The sequence below is a fragment of the Paenarthrobacter sp. TE3676 genome (genome assembly GCF_056279165.1).
On record NZ_JBWBQU010000010.1, the window covers coordinates 1 to 18,528 of the forward strand.

The 18,528-nt window shown below is 63.0% G+C and carries 17 protein-coding genes and 1 tRNA gene; 16 read left to right on the plus strand and 2 right to left on the minus strand.

Annotated features, from left to right (window positions below):
- The first annotated feature begins 116 nt into the window (after positions 1 to 116).
- The 4 genes from ACZ881_RS20360 (at position 117) to ACZ881_RS20375 (ending at position 3,493) form a co-directional block, all read left to right on the plus strand.
- Positions 117 to 192, plus strand: a tRNA-Gly gene (locus tag ACZ881_RS20360).
- Positions 193 to 370: 178 nt separating this feature from the next.
- Positions 371 to 1,825 (plus strand): amino acid permease, encoded by a 1,455-nt coding sequence (locus ACZ881_RS20365; RefSeq protein ID WP_179017340.1) that lies wholly within the window; start codon positions 371 to 373, stop codon positions 1,823 to 1,825.
- Between the two features lie 96 nt (positions 1,826 to 1,921).
- Positions 1,922 to 2,155: an antitoxin gene (locus tag ACZ881_RS20370; RefSeq protein ID WP_091466768.1), complete on the plus strand. Its 234-nt coding sequence runs from the start codon at positions 1,922 to 1,924 to the stop codon at positions 2,153 to 2,155.
- Between the two features lie 120 nt (positions 2,156 to 2,275).
- On the plus strand, positions 2,276 to 3,493 hold the full coding sequence (locus ACZ881_RS20375; RefSeq protein ID WP_476117781.1) for a benzoate/H(+) symporter BenE family transporter: 1,218 nt from the start codon (positions 2,276 to 2,278) through the stop codon (positions 3,491 to 3,493).
- Positions 3,494 to 3,512: 19 nt separating this feature from the next.
- Here ACZ881_RS20375 and zapE read toward each other — a convergent pair whose 3' ends face one another.
- Complete coding sequence (gene zapE / locus ACZ881_RS20380; protein ID WP_091466765.1) at positions 3,513 to 4,553, minus strand: cell division protein ZapE; 1,041 nt, start codon at positions 4,551 to 4,553, stop codon at positions 3,513 to 3,515.
- A 209-nt stretch (positions 4,554 to 4,762) separates the two neighbouring features.
- On the opposite strand from zapE, the gene ACZ881_RS20385 reads away from it, so the two are divergent.
- The 3 genes from ACZ881_RS20385 to ybaK all read left to right on the plus strand — a co-directional run bounded on the left by ACZ881_RS20385 (position 4,763) and on the right by ybaK (position 6,783).
- The gene (locus ACZ881_RS20385) at positions 4,763 to 5,689 is read left to right on the plus strand and encodes a sulfurtransferase (RefSeq protein ID WP_091466763.1); all 927 of its coding nucleotides are present in this window, start codon (positions 4,763 to 4,765) and stop codon (positions 5,687 to 5,689) included.
- A gap of 92 nt (positions 5,690 to 5,781) precedes the next feature.
- A complete protein-coding gene (locus tag ACZ881_RS20390) occupies positions 5,782 to 6,243 on the plus strand; it encodes a SufE family protein (RefSeq protein WP_178995486.1) in 462 nt (153 codons plus the stop codon).
- A gap of 33 nt (positions 6,244 to 6,276) precedes the next feature.
- Positions 6,277 to 6,783, plus strand: coding sequence for a Cys-tRNA(Pro) deacylase (ybaK, locus tag ACZ881_RS20395; RefSeq protein WP_476117782.1), 507 nt, complete (start codon positions 6,277 to 6,279; stop codon positions 6,781 to 6,783).
- Positions 6,784 to 6,826: 43 nt separating this feature from the next.
- Here ybaK and ACZ881_RS20400 read toward each other — a convergent pair whose 3' ends face one another.
- Positions 6,827 to 8,095, minus strand: coding sequence for an alpha/beta hydrolase family protein (locus ACZ881_RS20400; protein ID WP_091466760.1), 1,269 nt, complete (start codon positions 8,093 to 8,095; stop codon positions 6,827 to 6,829).
- A gap of 136 nt (positions 8,096 to 8,231) precedes the next feature.
- Here ACZ881_RS20400 and ACZ881_RS20405 point away from each other — a divergent pair, with 136 nt between their 5' ends.
- The 9 genes from ACZ881_RS20405 (at position 8,232) to ACZ881_RS20445 (ending at position 18,408) form a co-directional block, all read left to right on the plus strand.
- Entirely contained in the window at positions 8,232 to 8,723 is a 492-nt protein-coding gene (locus tag ACZ881_RS20405) for a hypothetical protein (protein WP_091467649.1), read from the plus strand.
- 14 nt (positions 8,724 to 8,737) lie between these two features.
- Positions 8,738 to 9,178: a peptide-methionine (R)-S-oxide reductase MsrB gene (gene msrB / locus ACZ881_RS20410; protein WP_091467647.1), complete on the plus strand. Its 441-nt coding sequence runs from the start codon at positions 8,738 to 8,740 to the stop codon at positions 9,176 to 9,178.
- 208 nt (positions 9,179 to 9,386) lie between these two features.
- Positions 9,387 to 10,754: a DUF6421 family protein gene (locus ACZ881_RS20415; protein ID WP_476117783.1), complete on the plus strand. Its 1,368-nt coding sequence runs from the start codon at positions 9,387 to 9,389 to the stop codon at positions 10,752 to 10,754.
- Entirely contained in the window at positions 10,754 to 11,491 is a 738-nt protein-coding gene (locus tag ACZ881_RS20420) for an SDR family NAD(P)-dependent oxidoreductase (RefSeq protein ID WP_476117784.1), read from the plus strand. Before ACZ881_RS20415 ends, ACZ881_RS20420 begins: the two co-directional genes overlap by 1 nt.
- A 29-nt stretch (positions 11,492 to 11,520) precedes the next feature.
- Positions 11,521 to 12,627, plus strand: a complete 1,107-nt coding sequence (locus tag ACZ881_RS20425; RefSeq protein WP_424991479.1) for a threonine aldolase family protein — start codon at positions 11,521 to 11,523, stop codon at positions 12,625 to 12,627.
- Positions 12,628 to 12,694: 67 nt separating this feature from the next.
- Positions 12,695 to 13,354: a DUF3000 domain-containing protein gene (locus ACZ881_RS20430; protein WP_091466756.1), complete on the plus strand. Its 660-nt coding sequence runs from the start codon at positions 12,695 to 12,697 to the stop codon at positions 13,352 to 13,354.
- An 80-nt stretch (positions 13,355 to 13,434) separates the two neighbouring features.
- The gene (locus ACZ881_RS20435) at positions 13,435 to 14,796 is read left to right on the plus strand and encodes an HRDC domain-containing protein (protein WP_476117785.1); all 1,362 of its coding nucleotides are present in this window, start codon (positions 13,435 to 13,437) and stop codon (positions 14,794 to 14,796) included.
- A 196-nt stretch (positions 14,797 to 14,992) separates the two neighbouring features.
- A complete protein-coding gene (locus ACZ881_RS20440; RefSeq protein WP_091466752.1) occupies positions 14,993 to 16,267 on the plus strand; it encodes a thiolase family protein in 1,275 nt (424 codons plus the stop codon).
- Positions 16,264 to 18,408 carry a 3-hydroxyacyl-CoA dehydrogenase NAD-binding domain-containing protein gene (locus ACZ881_RS20445; protein WP_476117786.1) on the plus strand — a complete coding sequence of 715 codons (2,145 nt, stop codon included), beginning with the start codon at positions 16,264 to 16,266 and terminating at the stop codon, positions 18,406 to 18,408. The genes ACZ881_RS20440 and ACZ881_RS20445 overlap by 4 nt, the downstream gene beginning before the upstream one ends.
- The last annotated feature ends 120 nt before the right edge of the window (positions 18,409 to 18,528 follow it).

Here is an 18,528-nt window from a genome sequence, read left to right on the forward strand (position 1 = left end):
GGTAGCGCGCTTCCCTGACACGGAAGAGGTCACTGGTTCGATCCCAGTATCGCCCACCAGAACAAGGCAACTTGTTTGTTGTTGAACGCCAGGCACCAGCCCGGCAGGCAACATGTGCGGACGTAGCTCAGCTGGTAGAGCACCACCTTGCCAAGGTGGATGTCGCGAGTTCGAATCTCGTCGTCCGCTCCAAAGAGAGAAAGCAGCTCCCCGGAGCTGCTTTTTTTATGCCCGGATTCGGCCACTACTCAATTGATTAATGGAAGTAACCGATACCCCTCAGAAGAAGTCGCTTTATCTAATGTGATTCGGCTCGCATAATGTACTGCGAGCTCATCACCGTTCCACGCCTACCGGCAGGAGTACCCCCATGAACCAAATGACGGCTTCCAAGTCCGTCCTGCGGCGCAAGCCCATCGACGATATTGAGGAAGAGAACAAACACAGCGGACTTTTTAAGAGTCTTGGCCTCTGGCAACTGACAGCCATCGGCGTCGGCGGAATTATCGGCGTCGGCATCTTCTCGCTGGCCGGGCTGGTAGCCCATGGTAGCGAAAGCAACCCGGGCGTCGGCCCTGCCGTGCTCTTCTCGTTCCTGATTGCCGGTCTCGCCTCCGGTGCAGCAGCATTGTCCTACGCCGAATTCGCCGGCATGATCCCCCGCGCCGGATCGGCCTACACCTACGGCTACGTAGCCCTGGGAGAGATCATCGGCTGGTTCATCGGCTGGGATCTCCTCCTTGAGTACATCGCCATCGTGGCTGTGGTGGCCATCGGGATTTCCGGTTACTTCGACGCCTTCCTGTCCGGCATCGGAATCCATATGCCCACGTGGATGACGTCCACCGCTGATGAGGGCAAGGGCGGCATCATCAACCTGCCGGCCATCTTCGTCTGCCTCCTGGTCACGTGGATCCTGAGCCGGGGCACCAAGGCATTCGGCCGGTTTGAACTGGTAGCCGTTGCCATCAAGGTCATCCTGATCCTGTTCATCATCGGCCTGGGAATTTTCTACATCAACACCGAGAACTACAACCCGTTCATGCCCAGTGGCTTCGGCCCGGTCCTGGCCGGTGCCGCCACCGTCTTCTTCGCCGTCTTCGGCTATGACGCCATGAGCACCGCCGCAGAAGAGGCCAAGGACGGCAAGAAGCACATGCCCAAGGCCATCATCCTCTCCCTCATCGTGGCCATGCTGCTTTACGTTGCCGCGACACTCGTGCTCACGGGCATGCAGAACTACAAGGACATTGATCCCACGGCCGGCTTCGCATCGGCGTTCCAAGGCGTCGGCCTGCCGGTCATCGCCACCATCATTTCGGTGTTCGCGGTCCTGTCCATCCTCACCGTTATGCTCACCTTCCTGCTGGGCGTCACCCGAGTATGGTTCTCCATGAGCCGCGACGGCCTTCTCCCCGGCTGGTTCGCCAAGACTGACCGGCACGGCACTCCGCAGCGCGTCACGTGGATCGCAGGTGTTGCTTCGGCGTTCCTCGCCGGTGTCTTCCCCATCAAGGAAGTTGCCGACCTCACCAACATCGGCATCCTGGCTGCCTTTGTGGTGGTCTGCATTTCCGTGATCGTCTTCCGCTACACCAAGCCCAACGCTCCGCGCACGTTCCGTTTGCCGTTCATGCCGGTGGTCCCCGCGTTCGGTGTCCTGGCATCGGCATTCCTGATGTTCCAGCTCCACTGGGAAACCTGGGTGCGGTTCGGGGCATGGCTGGTCATCGGCCTGATCATCTACTTCGCCTACGGCCGCAGGCACTCCCTCATGAATCCGGACAGCCCGCGCCACAAGGTCGAAAATAAGCCGTTGGCGTAGTTCGTCCACAGGCCGCTGCCGAACCCTTGGCACCCCGGAGAACTGGTGTTAGGGTCGGACGCGGAGGAGCGAACTGGCTCCGCGAATGGAAGGGAGGTGCCCGTGGGTTTAATTGACGACCTGAAGGGCAAGGCTCAGGGTCTCATTCAAGGCAACGAAGAAGCCATCAAGAATGGCATCGACAAGGCCGGGGATTTTGTGGACCAGAAGACGGGCGGCAAGTACGCCGGTCACGTCGACAAAGTCCAGAATGCCGCTTCCGACTTCGTGGCCAAGAACGACGGCAAGCCTGGACAGGCTCCCGTCACGGATGAGCCGAAGCAGCCGTAGCTGCCTGAGCCGCCGTACCAGATACGTCAAGGGGGCACCGGTCCCGCCGAGAGGCGCCACCGGTGCCCTTGGCGTTTAACGGGCAGCCGCTAAACCGGCTGGTCGGGTACGTTGGACGTTATGCCTTCAGCTTCCACCCCTGCCGTCCAAAGCCGCGCCGCCAAGGAGACGCTGGGACCACCCATCACGGCAGGCATCGTCACCGCCCTCGTGGGTTTCACCTCGTCATTCGCTGTGGTCCTGGCGGGTTTGAAGGCTGTAGGGGCGAACCAGGCACAAGCATCCAGCGGCCTATTAGCGCTGACGCTCACCTTTGGACTGGGAATCCTGTGGCTCTCGTGGCGGTCCCGGATGCCCGTAACTTTGGCGTGGTCCACGCCCGGCGCGGCGCTGCTCGCCTCCGCTGGAATGGTCGACGGCGGCTGGCCGGCTGCTGTGGGCGCGTTCCTGATCGTCGGGGTGCTGATCGTCCTGACCGGGCTACTTCCCGTCCTGGGCAGGATCATGGCGAAGATCCCCACCGCACTGGCGCAGGCAATGCTCGCCGGCGTGCTACTCCCGCTATGCCTCGCACCCTTCAAATCGTTGGGATCGGCTCCCCTGTTCATCGCACCAGTGGTGGTGTGCTGGGTGGTCCTGATGAAATTCGCACCACGTTGGTCGGTGCCGGCATCGCTGCTCGTCGCGCTGGCGGTAGTCGGCGTCCACATCGTGTCCAACGGCGTTCAGATTCCCGGCGGCGGCCTCCTGCCAAGGCTGGAGTGGACCACACCGGCATTTACCGTGGAAGCTGCGGTGGGTTTGGCACTGCCCCTCTTCATCGTCACCATGGCGTCACAGAACATTCCCGGCGTCGCGGTACTGAAGTCGTTCGGCTACACCACCCCCTGGCGGCCGTCGATGCTTGTGACCGGAGCGGGCACCATCGCGGGAGCGCCGTTTGGAGGCCATGCGATCAACCTGGCTGCCCTGAGCGCAGCCTTGGCGGCGGGTGAGGAGGCAGGCAAAGACCATGGCAGGCGGTGGATCGCGGCGTTCGTCTCAGGCTTTGCCTACCTGATCCTGGCCGCTGCCTCAGCGGCACTTGTCACTTTGGTGGCTGCAGCACCGCCCGGACTTCTCGAGACAGTGGCCGGACTCGCACTCCTGGGGACGCTGGCCTCGTCCATCTCGTCTGCACTGGCGGTTGCCGAGGAACGTATTCCCGCCTGCATCACCTTACTGCTGGCAGCATCAGGCCTGAGCTTCGCCGGCGTTGGCGCTGCTTTCTGGGCATTGGCAGGCGGCATCCTGGTGCGGTGGATGCTGAAGAGCCGCGAACCTGTTCAGAAATCCTGAAGCAGGCAGCAACCCTGGATCAGGCAGGCTCGTGGTTTTGGGCCTCACGGGCCAGAGCCGTCAGCCTGGACACAGCGCGGAAATACTTCTTCGTGTAGCCACCGGTCATCATCTCTTCGGTAAAGAGCTGATCGAAAGGTACGCCACTGGCCAGGATCGGCACGTCTTTGTCATAGAGCCGGTCCGCAAGAACCACAAAGCGTAGGGCGACGGCCTGTTCGGTGATGGTTTCGACGTCGCTCCACACCACGGCTTCCACCCCCGAGATAAGCTGCCGGTAACGGCTGGGGTGGACGGCGGCCAGATGGTTGACCAGAGTGCGGAAATCGTCCACAGCCACCGTCTTACCGTCGAACTCAGCACGCATACGGTGCTTAAGCTCTTCGGTCTTGAGCGGTGCGGGAGCCGCGGGCAAACCGCGGTGGCGGAAGTCTTCGCCGTCGATCCTGACGACGTCGAACTGGTCGGCGAGAACCTGGATTTCGCGCTGGAAGTCCACTGCCGCGAAGCGTCCTTCACCCAAGGAACCGGGAAGCGTGTTGGACGTGGCCGCGAGCTTCACACCGGCGTCGGCGAGTTCACGCATGAGCCGGGACATGAGCACGGTGTCTCCGGGATCATCAAGTTCGAATTCGTCGATGCACACCAGCTTGTAGCTGCTCAGTGCTTCCACGGTCTTGCGGAAGGACAGCGCACCCACGAGGTTGGTGTATTCCACAAACGTACCGAAGGCCTTCGGGCCCGGCGACCTGTGCCAAAGGGAAGCCAGGAGGTGGGTCTTACCCACACCAAAACCGCCGTCGAGGTAGATTCCTGCCCTCGTTGCAGGCGCCTTCTTGGCGAACAACTTCTTGAAGAGACCGCCACCGTCATCGGATCCCACGCCGTCGGCAAATGCGGAAAGCAGCTTCACTGCGTTTGCCTGGCTCGGCTGGGAAGGATCCGGCCGGTAGCTGTCGAACGATACCTCTCCGAATCGCGGAGACGGGTAGAAACCCTTGAGGAGTTCCTCCACGGAGACTGCCGGTGTGCGGGCAGCCAGTTGTTCGATCTTTACCACGGTGGTCCGTTCCTTCGGTATTAGGTCCCCAGCAAGAATACCGGCATTGGACACTCGGAAAACCGCCACGTGACCAAGCCCATGTTTCACCGTATGACCACAGGGAAGCATTCCTCGCTGCCCGTGGTTAGTGTTGGAGCACGCCCGGCCGGCACCTGCACCACCTTCCACGGCCTGGCTCCGACCGTTGTCAGTGAAAGGCCATCACCATGTCCTACCCAGTTGAACAGAACGAAAAGTTTGCATCGTATGCGAACCCCGAACGCCTTGTGTCCACTGAGTGGCTCGCGGCAGCCCTTGCAGACGGCGCCATTGCCGATGGCAAGCTTGTGGTTGTCGAGTCCGACGAAGACGTTCTTCTCTACGAAACCGGCCACATCCCGGGCGCCGTCAAGATTGACTGGCACACCGACCTGAATGACGAGGTCACCCGCGACTACGTGGACGGCGCCGCTTTTGCCGCCCTCGCGGCCTCCAAGGGCATCTCCCGCGACAGCACCGTGGTCATCTACGGTGACAAGTCCAACTGGTGGGCTGCCTACGCGCTTTGGGTCTTTACGCTGTTCGGCCATGAGGATGTCCGCCTCCTCGATGGTGGCCGCGACAAGTGGATCGCCGAAGGACGCGAGCTGACCACCGACGTCACACAGCCCTCAGTGGGTGAATACCCGGAGGTGGAGCGCAATGATGCTCCGATCCGCGCGTTCAAGGAAGACGTCCTGGCACACTTGGGCAATCCCCTCATCGATGTCCGCTCCCCTGAGGAATACACGGGACAGCGCACGCACATGCCGGCTTACCCCGAAGAGGGCGCGCTGCGCGGGGGCCACATTCCCACCGCCGCGTCCATCCCGTGGGCACGCGCTGCGGCTGAAGACGGCACTTACCGGAGCCGTGAAGAGCTCGAAGCCCTGTACCTTGGCGAGGCTGGCTTGGAACCCGGCGATGACGTGGTGGCCTACTGCCGCATCGGCGAGCGTTCCAGCCACACCTGGTTCGCGCTGAAGTACCTGCTGGGCTTCGACACTGTCCGCAACTACGACGGCTCCTGGACCGAGTGGGGCAACGCTGTGCGGGTTCCCATCGTCAAGGGCGCCGAGCGCGGTTCCGTTCCTGCGTCCCTCGTCAGCAACTAGGGACCCTTCACCAAGCAGGCCAGTCATCAAGGCATCCGTAGTGTTCGGCCACACAAGATGCATTGACCGCTGTTGTGCGTAAGCTGGAAGTGATGAGTACGAACACTTTGCCCACCGCCCTGGCGGAAATCGTCGATGACTTCCAGGCACTGACGGAGCCTGACCGCCTGCAACTCCTGCTCGAATTCTCGAGGGGCCTGCCGGAGCTTCCGGAGCGCTTGAAGGACCACCCTGAACTGCTGGAACAGGTTGTGGAGTGCCAGTCACCGTTGTTTCTCACCATTGAGTCCGAGAAAAATCCCGACGGCGGCGCCCGCGCCTACCGGCTCTTCTTCAAAGCTCCTCAGGAAGCGCCCACAACGCGCGGCTTCGCAGGGGTCCTGCACGAGGGCCTGGATGGATTGACTGCAGAGGAAATCCTTGCCGTGCCCGACGATATGCCGGAGTTGCTGGGCCTCACCCGGGCCATCACTCCCCTGCGCATGCGGGGAATGACCGCCATGCTGGGGCGTATCAAGCGGAAAGTCGCAGCCGCCAGCCGGCTGGAAAACTGACCCGCTGGAAAACTGAAGGGCACAACCACAGGTATGGCCAAGAAGATGGCTTCACAGGGAACGCCGGCTACTGCAGCACTTGCGGCGGCCGGCGTTCCCTTCGTGTTGCACCCCTATGCGCACGATCCGTCGGCGGCCAGTTACGGCATGGAGGCCTCGGAAGTCCTGGGCATTGAGCCTGAACGGGTTTTCAAGACCCTCATGGTGGAGGTTGAAGGCCGCCTGGCAGTGGCCATCGTTCCGGTGTCCGGGAACCTCGACCTAAAGTCCGTCGCAGCAGCCCTCGGAGCCAAGAAGGCAGCAATGGCCGATCCCAAGGCCGCCGAACGGCGCACCGGATATGTGCTGGGAGGCATATCGCCGCTGGGACAGCGGCAGGCCTCCCCCACAGTCCTTGACGAGTCTGCCTTGGACTTGGCTACCCTCCTTGTGTCCGGAGGCCGCCGTGGACTGGACATTGAGCTGGCTCCGGCCGATCTCGTCCGGCTTACCAAGGCCATCACGGCTCACATCGGCACTGCCTCGGGCATCAAGGGCTGACCGAAACCGAAACCGCCTGGCAACCCGCAACTCCGGGGGTTCCTCAGCCAGGCTGCCCGGTGGCGCCCGTCTGCCCGGGATTGTTTCGGGGAGCCAGTTGCCTCTGGAGCCAGGCGCGGACCAGGCGCTCCCAGCGTTCGGGGTCCACGTTCCACTCTTTGGTGTGCCGGGCGCCGTCGAACGGCTCAAAGGTGACCATCTCGGGGTTCTTCTCCGCAAGGCTCGCGGAAGGCCCGAAGGGCACGTAGTCGTCGTCCACGCTGTGGATCAGCAAGGTGGGGGTCCGCAACTCGACTGCCCGCGCTTCCCAGTCCATTGCTTTCAGGTCCACGGGCGCAGATAGTCCGGTCAGCCTGCGCCCCAAGGGATGGCTCAGCATCATCTGTCCATACCTGCCCACGTTGTAGGGGATCCTGTTCATCTCGGCGTGGTGGGCCATGACATTGACCCAATTGATGACCGGGGCATCCAGTACCAACGCGCGGATGAGGTGGCGGTGCTTGGACAGGTCCGCTGTTTGCAGGCTGATCGCTCCGCCCATGGACCAGCCAAACAAAACTATTTCCTGCGCACCCTGATCCAGTGCGTATTCGATCGCGGCCTCAACGTCGCGCCATTCCGTGGAACCGAGGCCGTATCGTCCATCCGGCGCGGCGGGGGCAAGTCCGTCATTACGGTAGGAGATCAACAGGCTGTCCATACCGAGTTCCCGTGCAGTGCGGACGGCACGAAGGCCTTCCAGGCGCGTGGCTCCGCGGCCGTGGACCATGATGGCGCAGACTGGCGCCGCGGCCGAAGCTTCGGCCCGGATCAGCCAGGCAGGTGCTTTCCCGCCGTCGATCTCTATGTCCACGTCCTCGGCCGCAAGGCCGATCGCGGCCGGGTCCGGGTACGTTGCACCGCTCCACCAAGCACGGCGCGCCTCCGGGAGGTTGCCACTGTAAACTTCCTCGACCTCGCGCAGTACGGTTTGCTCGGCGGGCGAATAGGACACAATCCGGCCGATCCGGGCATGTCCTTGGCCGCCGGAGAAGAAGAGGCTGAAGACGCCGTCGATGGTGGTATCAGGGGTGGCCGCAAGAATGACCTGAGGTCCCTTGTCACCGCGGATTACGGCAAGTACTTCCTGGTCCTCGTGCCGGGCCGCGGGCGTGATGACACGGCGGGCAAAATACACGGCGAGCGCCGAGGATCCCGCGCCTACCAGACCGGCCACAGTACCGCCGGCCAGGAATCCTGCGATGGCCCATTTGGTGCGGAGGGAGAGTTTCTTGTCTGCAGCGTCGCTCGCTGGCGGGGTAGTCGATGCCATGGTTCCATTGTTGCTGCTCAGCGGCGGTGCTTGGGGCAGGCGTGGACCGCGCGGCGCATCGGGCCGCGAATCCTGGCGCGTGAATCAGAGTCCCAAAAATCTGCGGACAGCGGTTCGCCGGGACTACGCTGTAGCCATGAGTGATCCCATCGTCATCCTGACTGAAGAGCCCCTCGGCCCCGACGACCGCGTTAATATCGCCAAATTGCTCGACGGCGGTGATGCGCCCCTTATTGTCCTGGTCCCCTCAAACACAGAGCGACATCTTCTGGTCGACTTCCTGGAAAACCTGTCGCTGCTTGATATCGCCAAGGCGTTCCGGGAGCTCACTGCACAGCATCCCGACCCTGAGGCTGAGCGTGCGGAGGCCTCTGAGACGCTGGCTGCATCGCTGGCGGCGTTGGCCGGGTTGGGCGGTGGCGTCACCGGGGAGGTGGTCGACGGCGGTGCCGTGGCCGGCTTGGTGGCGAAGGTCCGTGCGGTGGACGCCGCGCAGGCGGTTGTCATTACCCGGCCCCATGCCATTTCGGACACGTTCCACACGGACTGGGCCAATAAGGCACAGGATCAGCTGGGTCTTCCGGTCCTCCACCTGTACGCGGGTTCGGGATTTATCGGCGACTCGTGAGCGTTGCATTAGACATGAACACTCCTGACAACACCAGCAAGACAACTTCTGTGCCCGTGGAAAAGAGCGATGCCCAGTGGCGGGAGGAGCTGACGCCCGAAGAATACCGTGTTCTTCGGCAGGCGGGAACCGAGCGGCCATACACGGGCGAGTACTGGGACACCCACACGGAAGGCGAGTACCAGTGTCGCGCTTGTGGCAGTCGGTTGTTCACCAGCCGGGAGAAATTTGATTCCCACTGTGGTTGGCCGTCGTTCTGGGCACCCTTGGCCGAAGGTACGGTCCGGTATCTCCATGACCGCACCATGGGAATGGATCGTGTTGAAGTCCGGTGCGCCAACTGTGACTCTCATCTGGGGCACGTTTTCGAGGGCGAGGGCTATGGCACGCCCACGGACCAGCGGTTCTGCATTAATTCCGTGTCGCTTCGCTTGGTGACGCCGGAAGAGAGCTAGGCAGTTCCGGACGGGCTGGCGCTTTGCCGGCCCGTCCGGGAACTCAGCGTTTTTTGGGGGCTCCATGTGGCGGGACTGAATCTCAACCCGCCTTCACGCACCGGATGGCCAAGACTTTCTTATGCTCAGGCCATTCTTGAATTAGCAACGCTTTTTGCTTGCTACGCTCGGCCCAGAAGCAAACACCACTTCGAAAGGGCCGGGCTCCATGACCACTATCACCACCACTATCCTGCCGCGTGTCACCGCCGACAACGCCGAATGGATGACCCTGAAGGCTGCAGCCACAGCTCTGCAGGCACTCCAGGGGCAGGACGGTTCCATTGCCGATTCCGCAACCCACCCCGAGGCGGCGAGCCTCGTTGCCACAGTGACTGACGCCATCGCAGCCCTGGCACCGCACTTCCCCCACGATGCCCGGTACCTGGAACTCCTGGTGGAAGACTTCGGCCGATGGGTCGAGGGCGGCTTCGGGGTGCCGGACTTCCTGGACTCCCTCCAGGCGTTCCAGCCCCAGGAGCAGCGCATTGACGGCCTCCAGCACCTGGTGGTTTTCCCCATGTACACGCAGAACGGCAGCACCAACAGGTTGGTCGAAGCCGTCCTGATCGAGGTTATCTGGCCGGAGTTCATTGGCGGCCTGGAGGCCGGCGAGTACTCCAACAAGCTCTTCGTCCCCATCCGCTTCGTGGATTTCACTCCCGGGTACGACACCAACTCGGCTGTACTCTTCCCCGAGACGGTGGCCGTCCGCGAGACCCCTACCTTTACTTGGGGCGCCATCTTCGCCGACCGCGAGGCCGCTCGTTTCCGCCGCGTCCTCAAGGCAGCTGCGGCCACCACGTCGCTGGAACTCCCCGAGGATGCAGCACAGCTCATCGAGGACCAGGAACTGACTCAGCGAACCTTTGTCATGTGGGACCTGATCCACGACCGCACCCACATGCGCGGGGACCTTCCCTTCGATCCGTTCATGATCAAGCAGCGGATGCCGTTTTTCCTTTACTCGCTGGAGGAACTGCGCTGCGATCTGACCGCGTTCCGTGAGTCCGTACGCATTGAAAAAGACGAAGAAGCCGACCCCGATGCCCGCAAACATGCAAAGCTCGTCCAGTATGCAGTGATCTTCGACCGGATTTTCCGTTTCGCCATCACGGGCAGCCGCGTCCGTAACTACGACGGCCTGGGTGGCCAGCTCCTGTTCGCATGGATGCACCAGCACCACGTGCTCCACTGGACGGACAGCAAGCTCTCCATCGACTGGGACGAAGCTGCCTCGGTTGTAGTGGAACTCGGTGCCAAAATCGAGGAGCTCTACTGGCGCTCGATCGACCGCCCGAAGGCTGCCCACTGGCTGGCAGCGTACGAGCTCATTTCGAGCACCGTGACTCCCCACCCGGCGTCGGTATGGGCCAAGGGCCCGGACGCGCTGCCCTTGGACGGTCCGCCCCGCGGCCTGACGGACCAGGTGCTTGATGACGAGTTCCCCCTTTCCATGTTCTACGAAGCACTGGAGAAGAAGATGCGCCCTGTCATCGAGTCCACCACCGGAATTACTGGCTCGACGGCGGCCTGATGACCACACTGACTATCCTTGTGACCGGCGGAAGCAGCGCATCGGGCATCGCCGTGGCGCGTGCGTTGGGGGCCGCCGGTCACAGGGTGCTCACCGTGGGTTCGGACGATGCCCGGATCAAAGCGGCCGCGGCTGAGGCCGGCAATGGGGCAACTCCCCTGGTTTCCGATCTCTCCAGCCTGGATTCCGTACGCGAACTTGCTGCCAGCTTCCGTAACCTCGGGATCGAGGGCATCGATGGCGTGATCCACCTGGTAGGCGGCTGGCGGGGCGCCAAGGGCATCGAAGACCAAACGGATGAGGACTGGGACTCGATGGAACGGAGCGCTGTGACCACACTCCGCAACGTCTCCCGGGTCTTCTACGGCCAGATTGAAGCATCCCCGCACGGCCGTTTTGCCATGGTGTCGTCAACCACCGCCGCTGCTCCAACAGCTGCAGCCGCCAGCTACGCGGCGGCAAAAGCAGCTGCAGAAGCTTGGACCTTGGCCATAGCGGATGGTTTCCGGCGGGCGCAATCCGGAACAGCCGCAAACGCGGAAGCCCCCACCGGGCAGCACAGCGCGGCAGTAATTTTCGTGGTCAAAGCCCTCGTGGATCCAGCCATGCGGGAAGCCCATCCGGAAAGGCGATTCCCCGGCTTCACGGACGTTGAAGAACTGGCGGCTGCCGCCGTCGGACTCTTTGAACAACCCGCCGCCACCCTCAACGGCCAGCGCATCCTGCTGGCCACATAGAATCCTGCCGGCCAAATAGACTTGAAAGCGTGAATGAACAAGTGACGAGCACAACAGAGGCAATCCACAGCGCCAATGAAACCCCCGGCGCGGGTCAACTGCATAACCCTGCGGTTCGTGGGTTCGCATCGGACAACTACTCCGGCGTACATCCGGAGATCCTCTCAGCACTGGCAACCGCCAACGGCGGGCACCAGGTGTCCTACGGCGAGGACGTCTACACGGCACGGCTGCAGGAGGTCCTGGAGCAACAATTCGGCCCGGGCATCGAGACCTTCCCGGTCTTCAACGGAACCGGCGCCAACGTCCTTGCCCTGCAATCCCTCCTTCCCCGGTGGGGCGCGGTGATCTGCGCCTCCACAGCACACATCAACATGGACGAGAACGGTGCACCGGAACGGGTGGGCGGGATCAAGCTCCTGCAAGTGCCCACCGAAGACGGCAAGCTCACGCCCGAGCTGATTGACCGTGAAGCCTGGGGCTGGGGCGACGAGCACCGCGCCCAGCCGCTGGTGGTGTCCATCACCCAAACCACTGAGCTCGGCACGTGCTACACGCCGCAAGAAGTACGGGCAATCGCCGACCACGCTCACGCCAAAGGCATGAAGCTGCACATGGATGGCGCCCGGCTTGCGAACGCCGCAGCGCACCTGGACGTTCCCCTCCGCGCGTTCACCCGCGACGCCGGCGTGGACATCCTGTCCTTTGGCGGCACCAAGAATGGACTACTTTTTGGTGAAGTCGTGGTGGCCCTGAACCCGGAGGCGGCTGACGGCCTGAAGTTCCTGCGCAAGATGAACATGCAATTGGCATCGAAGATGCGCTTCATCTCGGCCCAGTTCATTGCCCTGCTGGAGGATGGCCTCTGGCTGCGTTCCGCCGCCCACGCCAACGCCATGGCCGCCCGCCTGCGAACGGCAGTGGAAGGACTCGACGGCGTGAAGCCAACCCAGGCAACGCAGTCCAACGGCGTCTTCGCCATCCTTCCCGAAGGCGTGGCAGACAAGTTGCGTGAATCCTTCGCCTTCTACGACTGGGATGCCGCCCGCCGCGAAGTTCGGTGGATGTGTTCGTTCGATACCACGGAGGAAGACATTGACGCTTTCGTGGCAGCAATTAAGCGCGAACTGGCCTAACGCGTAACAGGTGCAATCCGGGGCGGCGAGCCTGCACAGATTCGCTGCCCCGGACGCATAATCTGCGATGGTGAACGCCCTCGCACAGGTTCCCTCGGAATTTCTCTCCGCCTTGGGATCGCTACGAAAAGCACAATGCCGCAGCGAACTGCGGCTTGACGAGATCCCCGCTCCTGCCCGCCTGGCTCCCTACGCAGTCGCCCTGGGCGCCGAAGTTTTCAGCCCCACTGCGGCCACCCGCCAGGTTCCCGTCCATGGACCGGCCGCCAAGGCCTTCGCCGCAAACCAAGGCAGCAGTTCCTCCAGCGAAGAGGACGACGAACTGGCCACTGGCCGCTTCATCCTCCTTTATGACCCCGACGGTTCTGCTGTCTGGGAGGGAGAGTTCCGAATCGTCACTTACATTCGGGCTCAAATGGACGCAGAGATGGGGAACGACTCCATGCTCGGCTCTGTTGCCTGGACCTGGCTCGTTGACGCCTTGGAGAACCGCGCCGCACCCTATCGGGCTGCCGGCGGCACTGCCACCAGGATCCTGTCCGAAAGCTTCGGCACCTTGGCCGAACGGCCGGACACCATAGACATCGAGCTCCGGGCGTCCTGGACACCGGCCAGCCAGGATGTACAAGCCCACCTCGAAGCCTGGTCCGACATGGTATGCACCTTCGCAGGCCTGCCGCCCCTGCCGCCAGGGGTCACCGGACTACCCAACAGGAGACTCAATTGAGTGTGAGAAACGCGTCGGCGGGTACCCTCAAAGGACCTGAAACACCCCGCTGCGGCCGGAATCGGTAAGCTTAACCCACCATGACCCCTGAAAATCCGGAAAACACCACGGCCGGCGATCCGGTTGCTGATCCCACCACCCACATCAAGGTAGACGGCTTCGATAGCCACGTCCCTGAAATCATCGATCTCGATACTCCCCGCGAAGGCGTACCCCTGGTCATCGACACCCCGTCCGGGCTGGAGCGGTGCGCAACCGCAATCGCCGCCGGAACAGGACCTGCCGGAGTGGACGCAGAACGGGCTTCCGGCTTCCGCTACGGGCAGCGGGCTTTCCTGGTACAGATCCGCCGCGAGGGCGCCGGAACCTGGCTGATCGATCCCGAACCATTCGAGAACCTGGACATCATCAATGACGCCCTCCGCGGCGTCGAATGGATCCTTCACGCTGCGTCACAGGACCTCCCTTGCCTTTCGGAGCTCGGCATGTGGCCGGACAAGCTCTTCGATACCGAACTTGCCGCCCGCCTCGCGGGACTCCCCCGCGTGGGTCTTGCGGCCGTCATTGAACAACTCCTCGGATTCGGCCTCGCGAAAGAACACTCCGCTGCCGACTGGTCCACACGCCCCCTGCCGGAACCCTGGCTGCGATACGCAGCGCTCGACGTCGAAGTCCTCGCAGAACTCCGCGAGGAACTCATCGAACTGCTGGAGGCTGACGGCAAGCTTGAATACGCCGAACAGGAGTTTGCAGGCATCCTCGCGGCAGGCCTTTCCGCCCCGCGCGTGGATCCCTGGCGGAAGACGTCCGGACTCCACCAGATACGCGACCGCCGCCAATTGGCAGCTGTACGTGAGCTGTGGCTTGAGCGGGACCAACTGGCTCGCAAACGGGACGTAGCTCCCGGCCGGCTCATCCCCGACTCGGCGCTGGTGGCTGCAGCCAAAGCCATGCCCACCACCGTGCCGCAGCTCCTGGCCACCAAGGGATTCCACGGCCGGTCCGCCCAGAGGGAAGCCCCGCGCTGGCTCCGCTGCATCACCAACGCCCGGACACTCACGGATCTCCCACCCCTGCACCTACCCACCAACGCCCCGCCTCCGCCACGGGTCTGGGCGGACAGGGATCCCGAGGCCGCAGCACGCCTTGCCACCGCCAGGCCGGCCCTGCAGGCAAAGGCAGATGAGCTGAAGCTGCCAGTGGAGAACCTGCTGACACCGGATTATTTGCGACGGGTTGCCTGGCGCCCTCCGGGTGATGTTTCCCTGGAGTCCGTCGCTGCAGAGTTGCGGTCCCTGGGTGCGCGTGAGTGGCAAATCTCCTTCGCCGCTCCGATACTCACCGAAGCGTGCTTGAACCCGGCTCCGCTTCCCGGCAAGGAGTCCAAGGGGAAGGAAGTCCAAGCGTCCAAGGACGCGCTACCTTCCGGTAATGCCGGCTGAGCTCCCGCCCGCCTTGAGGCCTGTCACCCGAACTGAGGTTCGTGGGGCAGGCCTTTCGCGTCCCCGGGGACAGGTGGGTAACGCCTGGGTCGCGGGCCTTGCAAGCTAAGTTACCCACGAGTAACATTGGACCCAATGCCAGCCGAAGCACCCGCGACGCGGGATTCGGCGCCATGTCTCAACGAGGAGTTATTACATGAGTCCATCACGCAGTGCTCAGAGGAACGTCCGCGACGTCGTCTTCGTGGACGGGGTGCGCACCCCCTTCGGAAAGGCCGGCGAAAAAGGCATCTATGCGGGCACCCGCGCCGATGACCTCGTGGTGAAGTGCATCCGCGAACTGATGCGCCGGAATCCCTCACTGCCCGCGGACCGGATCGACGAAGTTGCCATCGCTGCCACCACCCAGACCGGGGATCAAGGCCTCACCATCGGCCGCACAGCGGCGTTGTTGGCCGGGCTCCCCCGCACGGTGCCCGGCTTCGCCATCGACCGCATGTGCGCTGGTGCCATGACTGCAGTAACGACGACGGCGAGCGGCATCGGTTTCGGTGCCTACGACGTCGTCATTGCAGGCGGCGTGGAGCACATGGGCAACCACCCCATGGGTGCAGGCGCCGATCCCAATCCGCGGTTCATGTCCGAAAGACTGGTGGACCCCGCGGCCCTGAACATGGGCAACACAGCAGAGAACCTGCACGACCGCTTCCCCGCGATCACCAAGGACCGCACGGACACCTATGCAGCGGCCTCCCAGGCCAAGCTCGCCGCAGCTTACTCCAACGAACAAATCCAGCATGACCTGGTGCCCGTAGCCACCATGAAGCCCGGCCAGGGCTGGGCACTGCACACCGCGGACGAGCCGCCGCGGCCCGGCACCACTGTTGCCGACCTGGCCGAATTGCGGACACCGTTCCGCGCCCATGGTCGCGTCACCGCCGGCAACGCTGCAGGATTGAACGACGGCGCCACAGCCGCGGTTCTCGCTTCGGCCGAAGCTGCTGAAGAACTTGGCCTCTCAGTCAAGATGCGCTTGGTCTCCTACGCTTTCGCCGGCGTCGAACCCGAGGTCATGGGAATCGGACCGGTTCCCGCCACGGAAAAGGCCCTGAAGAACGCGGGACTGGGTATCGAGGACATTGGACTCTTCGAAATCAACGAGGCCTTCGCCGTCCAGGTCCTCAGCTTCCTGGACCACTTCGGCATCGCCGATGACGATCCCCGGGTCAACCGCTATGGCGGTGCGATCGCCGTCGGACACCCCCTTGCTTCCTCGGGCGTCCGCCTGATGAACCAGCTCGCGCGGCAGTTCGAGGAAGACCACTCTGTCCGTTACGGCATTACCACCATGTGCATTGGACTGGGCATGGGCGCCACGGTGATCTGGGAAAACCCGCACCATGCAGCCTACGAAGTGTTCGCCAATGACCAGGGCACCACCGAAGCCACCACCGAAGGAGCCGCCGCATGAGCGCCGCCGAATTCCAGAAGCTCGCCGCACTTTTCCCTGATGAGGTTGTCACGCACTCCTATGTGCAGGACATCAAGCTGCCGGGGGGCGCCGGGACCTTCGCGCTGATCACCTTGGATAATGGCCTTGACCACTCCAAGCCCACCACACTGGGGCCCAATACGCTCGTTGAACTCGGCGGGGTCTTGGAGAAGCTCAAGGAGCGGGCCTCGCGGGGAGAAATCGTTGGCGTCGGGGTCACCGGAAAGCCGTACTTCCTGGTGGCCGGGGCCGACCTTTCGGCCGTAAAAACACTCAAGGAACGCGAGCACGGGCTCTGGATGGCGAAGCTTGGCCACGCCGTCTACAGCACGCTCGCCGACCTGGGTGTTCCGAGCTTCGCCTTCATCAATGGCCTGGCCCTGGGCGGCGGGCTGGAGATCGCCCTGCAGTCCACGTATCGGACCGTCTCCACGGGTGCCGGCGCGCTGGCCTTGCCTGAAGCGTTCATCGGCCTCGTACCGGGTTGGGGTGGCGTCTACATCCTGCCCCGCCTCATCGGTCCCGAGAATGCCGTCAAGGTGATGATCGAGAATCCCCTCAGCAACAACCGCACGCTGACCGGACCCCAGGCGTTCGAACTCGGCGTGGCTGATGCCATGTTCGAACCTGCCGACTTTGTGGAGCAGTCGCTCGCGTGGGCGGCCCAGGTCATTTCCGGCGAGGTGACGCCTGAGCGGAAGAACTCCGTTGATGCCACCGATGACGCAGTCACCGCCCGTTGGGCAGCTGCGGTAGCCGCAGGTCGGGCTTTCGTGGAGTCCAAGACCTCCAATGCCTCCCCCGCCCCGGGCAAGGTCTTGGACGTCATGGAGGCCAACCGCACCATGACCCAAGCCGAGTCGGCTGAACTCGAGTGCGAGACCCTCGCCGGGCTCATGCAAACCGACGAGTTCCGCTCTACCGTGTACGCGTTCCTGGACCTCGTCCAAAAGCGCTCCAAGCGTCCCGCGGGCGCCCCCGATCGCAAGCTTGCCCGCCCCGTCACCAAGATCGGCGTTGTGGGTGCAGGGCTCATGGCAAGCCAGCTGGCATTGTTGTTCGCCCGGCAGCTGAAAGTCCCGGTGGTCATGACCGATATCGATCAGGCACGGGTAGACAAGGGCGTCGCCTACGTCCACGCCGAAGTCGACAAAATGCTTGCCAAGAAGCGGATCAAGCAGGACGCCGCCAACAGGACCAAAGCGCTCATTACGGGTTCCGTCTCCAAGGAAGCCTTCGCCGATGCCGACTTCGTCATCGAAGCCGTCTTCGAAGAACTGCACATCAAGAAGCAGGTCTTCGCCGAGGTGGAAGCGATCGTTTCTCCCGAGTGCATTTTGGCCACGAACACGTCCTCACTGTCCGTCACTGCCATGGCCGAAGATTTGAAGCACCCCGAACGCCTGGTGGGCTTCCACTTCTTCAACCCGGTGGCTGTCATGCCGTTGTTGGAGATCGTTCGGGCACCAAAGACCGACGACGCCGTCCTGGCCACCGCGTTCGAGCTCGCCAAGGGACTCAAGAAGACTGCCGTCCTGGTCAAGGATGCCGCCGCCTTCGTGGTCAACCGCATCCTGCTTCGCCTCATGGGCGAGGTTATCGCGGCGTTCGACGAAGGAACCCCGGCGGAGGTGGCAGACAGCGCGCTGCGTCCCATGGGGCTGCCAATGTCGCCGTTCACCTTGAGTGCAATGGTTGGCCTGCCGGTCGCCCAGCATGTCCAGGAGTCCCTGCACGCCGCGTTCGGCCACCGGTTCCCGGTCTCGCAAAACCTGCAGAAACTCATCGACAACGGAGTGAAGAGCCTCTGGGTCCCCGGGCCTGACGGAACTCCCGTCATCCCGGCGGAGACGCTGGCCATCATGTCCTTCGGCAACACCCCGTCCACTGGCGAAGAAGTCCTCCGGCGCACCCAGGATGCACTGGCCGAGGAGATAGGACTGATGCTCGAAGAAGGTGTCGTGGCCGGACCCGAAGACATCGACCTTTGCGTCATCATGGGCGCAGGGTGGCCGATGTTCCTGGGCGGCATTACGCCGTACCTGGACCGGGTGGGCGCATCGGAGCGTGTCAACGGCAAGAGGTTTCTCGCCCCTGGCGTTGCATCAGCGCCTGCCTAACCCATCCCTCTGTCAGATCCCGCGGCCAAAACCGGAACGCTCTCTCACATCCGCCGCTTAAACCTCAACGCTCTCTCACCTTGGTGGGAGAGCGTTCCGGTTTAAGGGCTGTTATGTGAG

Excerpts from the sequence above, each read along its gene's own strand:
- ACZ881_RS20365 (WP_179017340.1), top strand. The coding sequence starts at position 371 with ATGAACCAAATGACGGCTTCCAAGTCCGTCCTGCGGCGCAAGCCCATC.
- ACZ881_RS20375 (WP_476117781.1), top strand. The coding sequence starts at position 2,276 with ATGCCTTCAGCTTCCACCCCTGCCGTCCAAAGCCGCGCCGCCAAGGAG.
- ACZ881_RS20385 (WP_091466763.1), top strand. The coding sequence starts at position 4,763 with ATGTCCTACCCAGTTGAACAGAACGAAAAGTTTGCATCGTATGCGAAC.
- ACZ881_RS20390 (WP_178995486.1), top strand. The coding sequence starts at position 5,782 with ATGAGTACGAACACTTTGCCCACCGCCCTGGCGGAAATCGTCGATGAC.
- ybaK (WP_476117782.1), top strand. The coding sequence starts at position 6,277 with ATGGCCAAGAAGATGGCTTCACAGGGAACGCCGGCTACTGCAGCACTT.
- ACZ881_RS20400 (WP_091466760.1), bottom strand. The coding sequence starts at position 8,095 with ATGGCATCGACTACCCCGCCAGCGAGCGACGCTGCAGACAAGAAACTC.
- ACZ881_RS20405 (WP_091467649.1), top strand. The coding sequence starts at position 8,232 with ATGAGTGATCCCATCGTCATCCTGACTGAAGAGCCCCTCGGCCCCGAC.
- msrB (WP_091467647.1), top strand. The coding sequence starts at position 8,738 with ATGAACACTCCTGACAACACCAGCAAGACAACTTCTGTGCCCGTGGAA.
- ACZ881_RS20415 (WP_476117783.1), top strand. The coding sequence starts at position 9,387 with ATGACCACTATCACCACCACTATCCTGCCGCGTGTCACCGCCGACAAC.
- ACZ881_RS20420 (WP_476117784.1), top strand. The coding sequence starts at position 10,754 with ATGACCACACTGACTATCCTTGTGACCGGCGGAAGCAGCGCATCGGGC.
- ACZ881_RS20430 (WP_091466756.1), top strand. The coding sequence starts at position 12,695 with ATGGTGAACGCCCTCGCACAGGTTCCCTCGGAATTTCTCTCCGCCTTG.
- ACZ881_RS20435 (WP_476117785.1), top strand. The coding sequence starts at position 13,435 with ATGACCCCTGAAAATCCGGAAAACACCACGGCCGGCGATCCGGTTGCT.
- ACZ881_RS20440 (WP_091466752.1), top strand. The coding sequence starts at position 14,993 with ATGAGTCCATCACGCAGTGCTCAGAGGAACGTCCGCGACGTCGTCTTC.
- ACZ881_RS20445 (WP_476117786.1), top strand. The coding sequence starts at position 16,264 with ATGAGCGCCGCCGAATTCCAGAAGCTCGCCGCACTTTTCCCTGATGAG.